Origin of the sequence: Acinetobacter sp. AOR18_HL (genome assembly GCF_027855145.1) — a bacterium.
Lineage (GTDB): Bacteria > Pseudomonadota > Gammaproteobacteria > Pseudomonadales > Moraxellaceae > Acinetobacter > Acinetobacter pittii.
Genome location: NZ_JAKTIG010000064.1, coordinates 75,026 through 88,138, shown reverse-complemented (window position 1 = coordinate 88,138; position 13,113 = coordinate 75,026). Strand labels below are relative to the sequence as shown.

Genomic DNA, 13,113 nt, shown 5'->3' with positions numbered 1-13,113 from the left:
GGCAGAGTAAAACTTGAAGTGCGACATAAACCACCTAATTAATTTAAAGGGTTTATGGAGTATATAAAATTGTCATACCATCATCTTAACTTTGAAGATCGTACTGCATTAATGCTTGAGTCAAGAAAAGAAGGCTTTTCAGCCAGAAAATTTGCTGAACTCATTAAAAGACATCCTAGTACGATCTATCGTGAGCTTAAAAGAAATAGCATCAATGACGTTTATCAAGCTCGATATGCTTCTGATAACACCTTCGCTAGACGTAGACGTGGTCACAGAAAACTCAAAATCGATTCAATCCTCTGGAAATTTATTGTTGAAGCGATCCGTTGTTTATGGTCTCCTCAGCAAATAGCAAAGCGTTTAAAGACATTTCCTGATTTGGATCAAACAATGAATGTAAGCCATACAACGATTTATTCAACGATACGAGCATTACCCAAGGGTGAGTTGAAAAAAGACTTATTATCCTGTCTGCGTCATGAAAATAAAAAGCGAAAAGCTAACGGTGAACCTAAAAAAGATTCTATATTACAGGATATTAAAACTATTCATGAGCGCCCAGCCGAAGTTCAAGAAAGAAAAATACCGGGTCATTGGGAAGCTGATTTAATTAAAGGTAAAGACAATAAAAGTTCGATAGCAACACTTATTGAACGAAATACACGGCTCTGTATCTTGGCAACATTACCTGATGCAAAGGCAGAATCAGTGCGCAAGGCTTTAACTGAAGCTCTGAAATATTTACCTGCAGAACTGCGTAAAACGTTGACCTATGACCGTGGACGCGAGATGTCAGAACATAAAATACTCGAAGAAGATTTAGGCATAGATGTATATTTCTGTGACCCACATTCACCTTGGCAAAAAGGCACATGCGAAAATATGAATGGTTTAATTAGGCAATATTTACCTAAAGGGATTGATTTAAATCAGGCAGATCAGCATTATTTAAATCAAGTTGCCATGTCACTGAATACTCGTCCTAGAAAAGCGTTAGATTGGCTTACACCATTAGAGAAATTTGCTCAGCTTGTTGATTATCATAAGACTTTTCAAACTGTCGCACCTCATGTTTGAATTCGCCGCTCTTCATAAGAAAAGCTTATTTATAGTTTAAGTGAAAAGATTTACGTCACTTAAGTCCTCCATAAGTTTTGTGGAGTGGCCCATACATCTGTCTTTCCTTCTGCATTGCCATATAAACCTAATTTTGCCATTGAGTTCATGCTATTTCTCCAAAGAGATCTGGCTGCTTATCTTTATTTTTACGCGCCTCGTTTATACGGTCTTCAGCTGTTTGAAAAGTTTTAATATCTTTTTCAATACCGATAAAATTACGTCCAGTATTAATACAGGCTACTCCAGTAGTTCCACTTCCCATTGTGTTATCAAGCACAAGTTCGCCAGGATTTGTGTATGAACGAATCAAGAATTCACAAAGGTCTACAGGTTTTTGGGTATCATGTACTATTGGAAAATCACGACTGAAAATTTGTACAGATCTAGGATATCTTTCAGTAGAGTCATAGTCTTTAATATTCATCTGCTTACCATACAGTGCTGATCCTATATCTTTCCTTTTTGCTGTTTTACGTTTATGCCCGAACGTTTTCTGCGGATTAAACGTAGGAAGCGATTTATAAAAAACAAGAATGTTTTCATGAGCACGTAAGGGTTGTATGTCAGCATTTAAAAAGCCAGTTGCAGCAGGTTTTTCCCAAATCCATTCATATCGGAACAACTTAAGATTAGAGGTAGCTAGTATTGATGTGAATGGTTGTGCAGAAAATAAAACTATCGCGCCATTATGCTTTATTACTCTTTCGTATTGCTCCCAAAGCTGTTTGAATGGAATTACTACATCCCATTTGCAGCATGTAGTTCCATAAGGTAAATCACACAAAATCATGTCTACGGTTCCAGTTTCAACTTCCCGCATTCGTTCTAGACAATCACCGAGCATTAATTGAATTTTATTTTTCATGCCGTTGTCTCGACTATACGTTCTATATCAGCAATCTCTTGTGTGAACTTTAAAACCGCACCTACCTGTACACCAGTAAACACCATGTAAGGAAATTTAATATCTGCATATGTTGGTACTACTTTATCAATGCGATGTCCTGCCTCAATTTCCTCTTTAGTAGCGTGATTTACTTGAAAACTAAGTACATTACATACACCGTCTTTCATACCGTGACAGTTAAACCCTTTGGCCTTTAGAAAGTCTCCATGACCAATACCAATTACTGTAAGGATGTCATCACATAAAAGAGTTGTAATTTTATCCCCTACTTTAAAATCACGTGGCATTGGTTTGTTAAGCAATGCCCAAATATTTCTCTGTTGACGCTGGCGTTGTTTAAATCTTCTCATCATGCTGCGCCCTCATAACCAAATGATCTGCCGTTGCCAATAAGTTGGTCAGCAATCCAAAGTTTGCGTAATTGCTCCTCGGCTATCCCCTTATTTATCCATTCGGCTACAATCAAAAACTCTTGATATGTATGAACACTCTTAAAACTGGCTGATGTGGTTACATAGACTTCAAGACGGTCTATTCCAAAGCCATCTGGAATTTTTTTGTTATGTTCTAAGGCTCTTAAAATCTCATCATTTAAGCCTTTCCAGCCTTTGATACGTATGCCACCACCTAAATCAACATAACAATCATTTTTACCAGACCAAAACTCAAAGTAATTCATCTTTGGAGCTGTAAGGGGTTGGTTTACAATTATTGAACCTTCATACATATCGGTTCTATCAGACATCGTAATAGTGAGCTCAACATTCCATTGTTCACATTCATTAACATGCTCGAGTACTTGAACAATCGCCAAATCCTGATAATCGTATGCAGCGATACAGAAGTGATATGGAATTGATAAACGATTTGGGAAACGTTCTAGTAAAGCTGCCTCTTCGATATTTTTATTTTCAATAAACTCTCGAATATCTTTCGAAACAAAACGCATGCTAAACTCATATTCTAGAGCAGCTTCTCTAAGCAATTCAGCCTTTCTCTGATTTGCTTGAACTTGCGCTGGTGTTAGCTTGTTTGGATTGTATTTTTTTGATCGTTTTCTGCTGGTTGAATTAGATTTCATATTCACACTCCCCCATTAGCTTTTAACTTTTCAGCAACCAATTGATCAGCAACTTTCTTCACATACTTCCATGTGAAATATTGATCAATTTCAGACTTACCTTGATAAACCCGTTCAAGTTGAAAAGCTGTAATCGCATACCCGATCTCAAATGCTAGTAATTGCCAGTCTTCTTTAAACACCTGAGCAAACCTATCTAAACCTTGTTTTTGTGCCTGTATACGCAATTGACGCTCATCTGGACCACGTTTTATTTCAGACTTCGGCTTCGTTTTTACAAAACCTGATGAAATGGCCCAAGTAACACAAATTTCACAGCGACAACCCATTCGTTTATACGTTGATGCTGTACCATGAGTAACTGCAATAATTTCAACTTCTTCAGAGGTAATTTTTTTAATTTTATTACCTGGTTTTTTTAACCATTTTTTAACTGCTTTTTCTAAAGCTTTACGCTCTTTTGATTTAGCTGCAACGTTTGAGTAAGCAACTAATGCGTATTCCGATTTTTTCATATCAACAAATGCGTTCACTGTGCTTTACCTCCACCTATACGAGCATCATCCCAATCACACTCCACAATATCTAAGCCATCATGTTGAAATCTTGACCATAGTCGGTCCCCAAGATCTTCGCGGACCTCAGAAAGACTTAGGTTTGAAATCACTACTGTTGGCTTCAACTCGTCATAACGAGTGAGTAAAACTTTATGGACACTCTCTAGAAGCTGCGGGCGTTTTTCAGCACGGTCATGTAAGCCGTATTCGTCAATAATTAATAAATCTTTACTCACATAACGTTTTAGCGCTTCTTCTTCACTATCACCACTACGGCGATAAGCCCCTACGATATCTTCTGCAAGATCAGCAGAAGTAACGTAAATAGCTTCACTGTTTTTGATTATGATATTTTTTAGGATTGATGAACCAAGATGAGTCTTACCCGTACCAGTGCGACCAACAAGGAGTAAATTTCTAAAATCTCCTCCATTGAAATCCATAGTGAATTTTTCACAAGTTTTACGAGCGTTGTCTTGTCCTTTGTGAGTTACAGCATAGTTACCAAAGCCGCTATTTACATGTCTTTTAGGAATACCAGCACGGGCCATTTTCAAATGTAAAATACGATTGTTCTTCTCACTTTCATATTTTTCATTTGACTGTTCCATGAGTTCCTCAACACATGACTGGCAAACGATTCGACCATGTACATTGATCATGTTTTCGTTGTGAATATTACAAATCTGATTTGTAGGGGAAAATTTATATTCCAATTTCTGAGGCATTGAGTTCATATCAATTCACCCTCCACTTCTGTGTGAGGTACTGGATCATATTGTTTTGGAGCACCCCACTGCTCATTCACATTGCGTGGTAATGATTGATGGCCCTGTGATTGCCCAGTGTTAACTTCCGATTTATCGTTTTGGTACCATGACGCTTTGAAAGCGCCCCACGGGTTTTGTCTTTTCAAACAGCACTCGATTGCTTGTTGAAGTGTGATACCTGCCTTTCTGGACTCGTTTAACAAGGCGTCAAACGCGTTTTCAGTATTTTGGGCTTTCTTGGCTTTTCTGATTTGCATGAATTCAGTAGCGTCCTTTTCAGGTACACCATGTTTTTTCAAAGCTGACTTGAAACTAAATTTCTGAAGGGTTGATTCAACTTCGCTAACAGCGGAGTTGTTATTATCTTCTGGATTCAGATTAAAGGATTCAGGATTCAGATTAAAGGATTCAGGAATCAGGGCGTTTTGGTCTGAGATAGAAACAGTTGTAGAACTGTTTTCTAACTGTTCTTGTGTATTCCCGTTACCGTTTGCCTGACTCGATTCGTTATCTTGATAACTGTTTTCACTAGCAGAAGGCGTAGTTTTCGGGGCAAAAGGGCCTGTTTTGTCATAAAAGTGCTTTAAATCAGCTTTACTTACTTGGATTGGCTTTCCCACAATAGTCTTGTTTTTAGGGTTACGATTATGAACAGTGTAGACACCATCTTTGTTAGGTAAGTCACTGTCCTTTTCAAGACCATGTGGATTTTGATGCTTAACAAAGTTTACGATTTGGATAACATCAGTACCATCAGCGTTATATAACTCTATAAAACCAAACTTAGAAATGTTCTCTAACTGTTCTGCAACGTTTATTTCGTCTGCTGGAAATAAGGACATTTTGATTTTCTTAGGTCGATTTTCTAACCGTCCTTCACGGTCTGCTAGTATCCATAGCCCGATAAACAACAAACGAGCTTCAAAAGGTAATTCAATAATGTCTTCATTCATAAAAAATGATGGCTTAATATTTCTAGATCTTGCCATTTCTTAAGCTGCCTCATAACGTTGTTCATGTGCAAAATTTGCACGTACTAAAGCTTCAGAGAATTGAGGCGGTACAGAATTACCAACCATTCGACACTGTTCAGTTTTAGTTAGTTTTATGGTGTTACCAAATTCATCAATGCCATACTCAATGATGTAATTAGATGGAAAACCTTGAGCTGCAAAAAGCTCATGTGGTTGCCACATACGGAAGCCAATATCTACAATTTGATACAGCTGCCCTTTAACTGTGACAATTCCAAATCGATCACGAGTACTTATTGTTCTTAGGGGTTGAGCAATATCATTACCATCTGTTTCACTGCCATAAAATGCAGTTAGAAAAGCCTGAACTTGTGCAAAATGAGCTCCGCTTGATGTAATCGTTGGTAATGGCTCATTAACAACTTGACCAGTGCTATTCTTTCTTAAAGTCACCAGGTTACTTACCACGATGCTGTTGTGATCTTTTGCAGTGATTGTATGAATTGGATCACGAACATCACTTCCAATTACGCCAGTGTAATTTTTTGCGATAAATGCAGTCACCAATGCATGATGTCCACCCTTAACACCGGCACATATTGTCCGAAGAGGTTCATCAATAGGCATAGATCGAGGAGTAGAAGAATTCGCGCATTCAGTTAAAAATGGCGCTGCATCATTTGCTGCATTTGCAGGGACTACAAAAGGTTCAGGATTGTTAATCACATAACGGACCAATCCATTTGCGATACGGCGGCAGGTAGCCTCTACTAACGGTTTTTTACGTGCAAAAATACTTGGACATGGAATTGACCAATCAACACATTCTGCAGCTGTACGCCATGGTAGAAGTTTTCCAGCTTTAACTGCTTTAGATTTAGGATCCCCATGTGTAGGTTTAGGCCACTCAATTGCCAAATTATCACGTCGAGCAACCATGAAAAATCTTCTACGAATAGTAGGAGAACCATAATCACAAGCCTTCATTACTCGCCATTCAACGCTATAACCCTGATACCTTAACGCACGGATAAAAGAACGGAATGTTTCACCTTTATACTTAGGATCGGGTTTCCCATCTTCACCTATGCGCCCCCATGTTTTGAACTCTTCAACATTCTCTAACATGATGATCCTTGGGCGGGTTAAATCGGCCCAACGCAAAGCAATCCAAGCTAAACCTCTTATTTTCTTTTCAACAGGTTTGCCGCCTTTCGCTTTTGAAAAATGCTTGCAATCAGGACTAAGCCAAACTAGACCCACAGGCTGATTATTTGTAACTTTTACAGGGTCAACATCCCAAACATTTTCACAAAAATGGCGAGTTTTTGGATGATTAGCACGATGCATTGCAAGGGCTTTAGGGTCATGATTAATTGCAATATCTACAGGACGTCCAAAAGCTTTTTCTAAGCCTGTAGAAGTACCTCCACCGCCAGCAAAATTATCTACAATCAATTCATGGGGTAGTAAGTTAAGGTTGAGGCACATATTCATGCTGCAACCTCCTGTTTCATGAGATCACACCACTCAACAAACGCTTCGAGAATTGGCTTTAAAGCTTGAGAATCAGACCATCCAGCAAAGCCAATAAAACCATTTTTCTCAAAATCAACTGCTTGACGGCCTTTAAAGTAATCAGCTGAGCATTTAATAGCAGCGTGAGCCATTCCACCATCGTCAGTGAATTTGAAATCAATATCTTTATCACATGACAATGAAGCTCTAAAAATACCACTGGCTTTTAAATGGAAATTTAAGAGTTCTTGTAACTTTTTGATTTTCTTTAGGGTAATTTGTTCGTAATTCAGACCCACATGTGTAAAGTAATTTCGAGCCTGTTCTCTAGTAATAAACAGCCCTATATCATCAAATTCACGATCAAATAGCTTTTGAAGTTTCTCTGCTAATAAGTAATTTCCATTATTTTTAGCATCGAAGATGACTTGGCTAATAATGTATTTGCGGACATCCTTATTTCTTTTCACACGAATATCATGTGGTTTTTCCACAAATAATGAATGGCTGCTTTCAATTACGTGAGCATATTTACCAGTAACAACCCACCACATGCTATTTGAGCGGTAATAAGCTTTGCCAAAATTGAGACGACCCTTTCGATCATAAAACCAAACAATTTGTCCTTGAATTAAACGCTTCTTATCTGCGCTTTCATTGTTATAAGAAGAATTATAACCGTGAGATGCCTCTAATTTTTCAGGTGTAAACCCTTCACTCTTATAGTCCTCCTGAATCCATTCATATACAGTTAATCCTTCAGGACCAATACAATCCCAAAATGATTTTCTACGGAAGTCATCATCAAATGAAAAATCGAAATTATCCAAAATCAATTTTTTGATTCGATTACGGGTTCGCTTCATTTCCAACAAAATTAAATATGGCATTAATTTATGCTGGTCAAACTCATAACGTCCCCCATGATCTGGACGATTAGGTGCATTTACATTTTGGTAAAAATCTAATTTTATAGAGCCATATTCAACTATTACATCAAGTCTCAAATCTCCCTTTCTGCAATACTTACTATTAGGGCCAGTAAAAATATTTTTTTGCGCCTTGATGGTATATCCAAGTTTATTTAATTCTTTTAAAACTAAATTAAACATTTGCAGATGTAGTTGAGTTTTCCAATGAGCCTCTTCTTCAGACCAATTTTTATAATCTGGTCGATCAGCACTGATAACCATTGAAGCATTATGAAAATGAATTTTTCCTGAAAATTTAATTGATGTATCAATAGGATCAACTTCAAGAACACGTCTTTTAAAAATCATTTCAGCAGTTGTTGCTTCGCGCTCAATAGCTGATAAATCAATAGTTGACTCTTTTCTCGTTTCAAGTTCATAAACTTTGAATTTTGGACCTTTTTTTGATTGGGTGATCTTTTTAATGGAAAATACTTTATCCGAACCAAATAGAATAATTAAGGTTTTTTCTCTATATGTAATTTGACTCATGATGCACCGCCTTGGATAAACTTAAATTCGATTACCCAAACCCATGGATTTTCATTCCATGATTCTTGACCGTAAGATTCTTCCCAAAACCACTGATAGACCTCAAGGTAATTATCACTTGAAAGACCAGCGTATTGCCCCCCATTGTCCAGCACATAACGATCATACTTAGGTATAGTTTGTATTCCCTCCTTTAATGCATCTTCTTCAGATAATTGATGTAAACGCTCTGCAAAAACATTTGTTATTTCTAGAAATATACGAGCAGCTGAATGAGGCATTTCGCTTGGATACTTCCATACCACATCGATCTCTTCACCATGGCAGTCGTAATATGCAATCTCTTTTGGATTATCTGCTTTATATGCAAATGACTCATGTGGCGTTCCACCAACGCTTCTAATTTTGGTTCCATAAGTTTCTTGTACAAAAAGCTGATCACCAACCATTCCGTACGGGCAAACATTAAAGCAATCTACAAAATTTTTAATCGTGCCCTTATAGGTAGAATTAATACCGTAAGAGCGACCTTTCCAATTAAAACCAGAAGACTGACTTAAAGTTGGTTGAGGCTTGATAACTCGACGAGTTTGCGTTTTTCGACCAGCTAAAAGTGCTCTAATCATCGAAGCATTAAAGGTAATTGGATTTTCAATCATGCTTCGTCCACCTGTGCAGATTTAAATAAGCTCACTTGCTCTGCAAAAGCCCAAGCATATTGGCAAAAATTATTGTATTTAGAGTTAAGTTTATCTTTCGAATGTTCCAACACTGCTTTAGGTGTATGAGGTGTGAATTCCTTAGATTCCTGATATGCCTTTCTGCCTTCTGAAGATCCAATTAAGACAGAATTTAAGCTTTTATAGAGTTGTTCCTTTTCCTGAGAAAGAATTTCATTAAGAGTTTCGACGAAATTTTTACCAAAATTAGTAATGAACCATTCATCATGACCACCAAAAATAAATGGTGGTACGACCAGCTCACCATCTACAGATATCGCTGGATATTGCCCATGACATAATGAACAAACTACTAAAGCAGCAATTTTTAAATTAGGTGCTTCAAAACTGAATTTTTCTTGATGTTTACTGATTTCATAAATCATTGGTCTTCCCCCACTTCAAAACGAGAATCTAAGAAAGCTTTATTCACTAGCCCCACGTAACGTGACCAGCCAAAATTTTCCTGCCAAAACCACCAATTGTTCTGATTGTCACGCTTCCACGGCGTACCTTCAGAATCGGTATGGTTAGTTCCTAACGGCCAAACCTTTTTAGATGTCATGAAATCTCCCTTTGTGCTGATAAAGCACGATTGAGAAATTTGTCTTCATCGGTTTGAAGTTCTGCGATTTGTTGCGGGGCATCTTGTTTGATTAGACAAGTCGAGCACTGTTCTCCATTAAAATCAGTGCATTTGCCTGAGCAAGGATGATTTGCTAAATTACTCACGTTCATTTCTTCCAAGGTTTTGAACTGCCATGACCATTTCCTGCGCCAACAGGAAATGGTTTTTTATTTCCAGCTAAGTAGATCCAGCTGGACTGATTTGTCACATGCATTTGAATGCCGTGATTTTTCTGCCCGTAAAGGCACTAATTCAAAGGTATCTTCGGTATACCCAGTTTGTTTTGACCCAATAAAAACATTTCTGAGAAACTCGTATTCAGTTTCTGCTTCTGAGATTTTTCTTGTGCAAATGTTTTTAATTACTTCTAGAGAGCTTTTATTAGCCATCTCACCTTCTACTTCTGAAATCTTTTTCTTACACATAGAGCGGATGAGATTAGATATGGAGTTCTTGCCTTCAAGTTTGGCAATCCATTCCATCTTTGCTTTTTCTTCTAAAGATAATTTTGCTGAAGCATTTGCTAAAAGTTTTTCCGCCATACTTAAGTCTCTTATCCTACAAATAGGATTAATCAAGCAGATGCTTTTAGATTTTTGGAATTTAATTCAACGTCCTCTTTCTTCTGCTCAATGGCTACTAAAGCGTCTAAAGCTGCACCTTTGTTATAAGCAACTTCTTTTTGCTCACCTCTACAGATTTTTGAAACTGAGCTTTGAGAAATTCCAGTTCGTTCGGAGATTTGTTGTTGAGTCAAACCTCGGCTGTTTGAAAGGTAAATAACCTTATCTTGAATATTCATGCACATATTAGTTTCTCCGTGTTTAAGCATATTTTTATTCACTAATGAATAGTTGTCAATACACCAATGAATTGTTTCACAAAAAATATTCATTTTTGAATAAAATTAGTTATCCATCTTGGAGTTGGAAAAATGTACCTTCAAAAAAATGTTAAGTACCTGTTAAAGAAGTACAGCACCACTACTACAGGGCTTAGTAAAAAGTCTGGAGTACCACAACCAACACTTTTTCGTTGGGAGAACGGGCAATATAAAGAACCTAAAATTTCCACAGTAGAGAAACTTGCTTCATGGGCTGGTTATGATGCAAATACACTTATCAATAGCGATTTAGAAGTTATTGAAAATCAAAAAAGTAATGAGAAAGATGGGTTACTTGATAATAATGTAAATTTAACAAATAAATTAAAATTAGATGGGGATCTCGTTCCAGTCATTTCATGGGTTGCAGCAGGATCATTTACAGACGTTCACACTGTATTAAAAGATACTGAGGTTCTTGAATGGCTTCCACCTATGAAAAAGGCCGGGAAAAATGCCTATGGACTTATAGTTACTGGTACCTCGATGTTACCGAAATTTGAACCAGGTGATCGAATATATGTAAATCCAGATTTTCCAGTTTTTGATTTAAAAACAAATGATTTAGTTATTGTTTCATGCGCTGGTGATACACAAGCTACATTTAAGAGATTAATTATTGAAGAAGGTGAAGAAAAATATTTAGAGCCTCTAAATACTAAATGGCCTGAACAAATTATCAAACTAACAGAAGAATGTAAGTTAGTGGGTAAAGTCGTCGGTATGCATAGAGAGTTTTAAGGGAAAATTAGATGTTTAAAGAATCTGAATTTCAAGGAATTAATAGCGTTTTAACAACTTTCGCAGAAGAAGTTATAAAAACTCAACCTGAATTAGCTGCTAATATTCTTTTAAATATTAAAAATATTTCTAATGAACACCATCCGTTAGTTGAACAATCTTTCATCTTGGATAATTTTGAAAACCATGAGTTAGCAGCATTAAAGATAAAAGAAGCTTTAAATAGTTTTAATCATGAGTTAGCAAGATTAATGATTTTGACGAAAAATAATTTGATCAAAAATTAAAAATGTTTGGATTCTGTTCAGTTGAATGTTACCCCTTGTAAATACATGTAAATAAATAGGAAAAATCCAGTTTGAAACTGGTTTTTTTTCAGCCCTCACAAATTAAATTGATTACTTTATATACAATTAATTCATTGGTGAATTATTTATTATTGAATTAATCTATTCATTGATGAATAATAATTTCACCAAAACATGAAAAAGCCTCGATGACTTTGGACGGCTTCGAGGCTTTTTCTACCAATACTTTACGTATCAAGGCGAATTATTATGAATCAGAAATATATAAGCAGTCAATCGTCCCCATCTACCCCTATTTGTTTTGTACCTGAACTGAGTGGGAATAAAACAAATAAACCAGCTACTTCTAAACTTTATCAGCATCCGTCAGCACATGATCTACTGTTTAAAAAAGATAGTAAATGGCCGTATTTTTTATGTTTTCTTATATTTAGTGCATTAGCAATTGCTTTTCTTTATGCATGTGATGCAGAAGCCCAAGTACGTGAGCAGAAGGCACAACATTGGCAAGAACAATTTAACTCAGGCGAACCAGTTGAAGTCCAAGTACGTGTTGTTAAATTAGGTGGTGCACAATGAGAACTAATTTTTTACGTGGCGCTAAAAGAACCCAAAATTTTTCCAATAATCAATCAGGCCATAAATCAACATTCCGTGAATATATAGGTAAAGATGAAGAGCAAAATTTATATAAAGTACGTTTAGGCTACACCGTATATGCTGCACCGCATACGTTAACCCGTGTTTATACAGTTGATGCAACTGGTGTATTGACTCCCGTTTCTCAACATACACTTAATTCAAGAGAATGGATTCTCCGCAACTTGGAAGAAGAAATTTCGCGACAAAGAAAGCGCGAATTAGGTCAAATTCTCGGTAAAACGCATATTCCCTCTCCAGACCGCAAAGCTTACAAAATGCGTCGTGGCTTTCTAGGTACACGGTAGTTGGAGTCACTTTAATGATTCAAATTTATAACAGCAAAACTAGAACCTTTACTGTGATCGGTAAACGAATACAAGTTTTCTCAAATGTATCACTTCATGAAACTGAAGCTTTGCTCTTCAAAGCGAAACTTAAAGATTCTTTTTGGAGATTCTAACATGATGAAGTACATCCCTGACTCTATGTCATATCCATTCACAGTTTGGATGTCAGAAAGTGGTTTCTATCCTTCTTATAAAAAAGGATACATCGTTATGAAGCGTGGCAAAGAAGTGGCAAAGATTTCCCTAATAGAAACAAAAAAAGGTTTTGAAATGAATGAAGTGTGTCAAAAAAGATTTACTTCATTTTGTAGAACCTGGATGAATAGAGATAAACACTTTATTGATCAATTACGTATGCGTGGTTTATCCAGAATGAATCAACTTAGATACCAATTGGTTGCCTAAATGAAAGCTAAAAAAAAGGAGGTCTAAATTTAATGGCAATTTATATCT

The 13,113-nt window shown here is 36.7% G+C and carries 19 protein-coding genes; 6 read left to right on the top strand and 13 right to left on the bottom strand.

Translation table 11 applies throughout. The features are described 5' to 3' along the window. Positions 1-54: 54 nt before the first annotated feature. A complete protein-coding gene (locus tag MKL51_RS16590; RefSeq protein WP_079265503.1) occupies positions 55-1,080 on the top strand; it encodes an IS30-like element ISAba125 family transposase in 1,026 nt (341 codons plus the stop codon). A 145-nt stretch (positions 1,081-1,225) separates the two neighbouring features. Here MKL51_RS16590 and MKL51_RS16585 read toward each other — a convergent pair whose 3' ends face one another. The 13 genes from MKL51_RS16585 to MKL51_RS16525 form a co-directional block, all read right to left on the bottom strand. After that, a complete protein-coding gene (locus MKL51_RS16585; protein ID WP_057073771.1) occupies positions 1,226-1,987 on the bottom strand; it encodes a DNA-methyltransferase in 762 nt (253 codons plus the stop codon). Beyond that, complete coding sequence (locus tag MKL51_RS16580) at positions 1,984-2,382, bottom strand: hypothetical protein (RefSeq protein ID WP_057073772.1); 399 nt, start codon at positions 2,380-2,382, stop codon at positions 1,984-1,986. Before MKL51_RS16580 ends, MKL51_RS16585 begins: the two co-directional genes overlap by 4 nt. After that, positions 2,379-3,110 carry a hypothetical protein gene (locus MKL51_RS16575; RefSeq protein ID WP_057073773.1) on the bottom strand — a complete coding sequence of 244 codons (732 nt, stop codon included), beginning with the start codon at positions 3,108-3,110 and terminating at the stop codon, positions 2,379-2,381. The genes MKL51_RS16580 and MKL51_RS16575 overlap by 4 nt, the downstream gene beginning before the upstream one ends. Before the next feature lie 2 nt (positions 3,111-3,112). Next, positions 3,113-3,643: a hypothetical protein gene (locus MKL51_RS16570; protein ID WP_057073774.1), complete on the bottom strand. Its 531-nt coding sequence runs from the start codon at positions 3,641-3,643 to the stop codon at positions 3,113-3,115. Continuing rightward, a complete protein-coding gene (locus MKL51_RS16565) occupies positions 3,640-4,404 on the bottom strand; it encodes an ATP-binding protein (protein WP_057073775.1) in 765 nt (254 codons plus the stop codon). The genes MKL51_RS16570 and MKL51_RS16565 overlap by 4 nt, the downstream gene beginning before the upstream one ends. After that, entirely contained in the window at positions 4,401-5,426 is a 1,026-nt protein-coding gene (locus MKL51_RS16560) for a hypothetical protein (RefSeq protein ID WP_057073776.1), read from the bottom strand. The genes MKL51_RS16565 and MKL51_RS16560 overlap by 4 nt, the downstream gene beginning before the upstream one ends. Before the next feature lie 3 nt (positions 5,427-5,429). Next, positions 5,430-6,908 (bottom strand): DNA cytosine methyltransferase, encoded by a 1,479-nt coding sequence (locus MKL51_RS16555; RefSeq protein WP_057073777.1) that lies wholly within the window; start codon positions 6,906-6,908, stop codon positions 5,430-5,432. After that, positions 6,905-8,392 (bottom strand): hypothetical protein, encoded by a 1,488-nt coding sequence (locus MKL51_RS16550; protein ID WP_057090933.1) that lies wholly within the window; start codon positions 8,390-8,392, stop codon positions 6,905-6,907. Before MKL51_RS16550 ends, MKL51_RS16555 begins: the two co-directional genes overlap by 4 nt. Further along, a complete protein-coding gene (locus tag MKL51_RS16545; RefSeq protein WP_057073779.1) occupies positions 8,389-9,051 on the bottom strand; it encodes a hypothetical protein in 663 nt (220 codons plus the stop codon). Before MKL51_RS16545 ends, MKL51_RS16550 begins: the two co-directional genes overlap by 4 nt. Beyond that, positions 9,048-9,497, bottom strand: coding sequence for a hypothetical protein (locus MKL51_RS16540; RefSeq protein ID WP_057073780.1), 450 nt, complete (start codon positions 9,495-9,497; stop codon positions 9,048-9,050). The genes MKL51_RS16545 and MKL51_RS16540 overlap by 4 nt, the downstream gene beginning before the upstream one ends. Then, on the bottom strand, positions 9,494-9,676 hold the full coding sequence (locus MKL51_RS16535) for a hypothetical protein (RefSeq protein WP_057073781.1): 183 nt from the start codon (positions 9,674-9,676) through the stop codon (positions 9,494-9,496). The genes MKL51_RS16540 and MKL51_RS16535 overlap by 4 nt, the downstream gene beginning before the upstream one ends. A 230-nt stretch (positions 9,677-9,906) precedes the next feature. Then, complete coding sequence (locus MKL51_RS16530) at positions 9,907-10,281, bottom strand: hypothetical protein (protein WP_057073782.1); 375 nt, start codon at positions 10,279-10,281, stop codon at positions 9,907-9,909. A 32-nt stretch (positions 10,282-10,313) separates the two neighbouring features. Beyond that, complete coding sequence (locus tag MKL51_RS16525) at positions 10,314-10,547, bottom strand: helix-turn-helix domain-containing protein (RefSeq protein ID WP_057073786.1); 234 nt, start codon at positions 10,545-10,547, stop codon at positions 10,314-10,316. Positions 10,548-10,673: 126 nt separating this feature from the next. Here MKL51_RS16525 and MKL51_RS16520 point away from each other — a divergent pair, with 126 nt between their 5' ends. The 5 genes from MKL51_RS16520 to MKL51_RS16500 all read left to right on the top strand — a co-directional run bounded on the left by MKL51_RS16520 (position 10,674) and on the right by MKL51_RS16500 (position 13,065). Continuing rightward, positions 10,674-11,363 (top strand): S24 family peptidase, encoded by a 690-nt coding sequence (locus MKL51_RS16520; protein WP_057073783.1) that lies wholly within the window; start codon positions 10,674-10,676, stop codon positions 11,361-11,363. A gap of 11 nt (positions 11,364-11,374) precedes the next feature. Next, entirely contained in the window at positions 11,375-11,650 is a 276-nt protein-coding gene (locus MKL51_RS16515) for a hypothetical protein (RefSeq protein WP_032037673.1), read from the top strand. A gap of 270 nt (positions 11,651-11,920) precedes the next feature. After that, a complete protein-coding gene (locus MKL51_RS16510) occupies positions 11,921-12,250 on the top strand; it encodes a hypothetical protein (RefSeq protein WP_057073784.1) in 330 nt (109 codons plus the stop codon). After that, complete coding sequence (locus MKL51_RS16505; protein ID WP_031980691.1) at positions 12,247-12,618, top strand: hypothetical protein; 372 nt, start codon at positions 12,247-12,249, stop codon at positions 12,616-12,618. Before MKL51_RS16510 ends, MKL51_RS16505 begins: the two co-directional genes overlap by 4 nt. Positions 12,619-12,774: 156 nt before the next feature. Beyond that, on the top strand, positions 12,775-13,065 hold the full coding sequence (locus tag MKL51_RS16500) for a hypothetical protein (protein WP_079281856.1): 291 nt from the start codon (positions 12,775-12,777) through the stop codon (positions 13,063-13,065). The last annotated feature ends 48 nt before the right edge of the window (positions 13,066-13,113 follow it).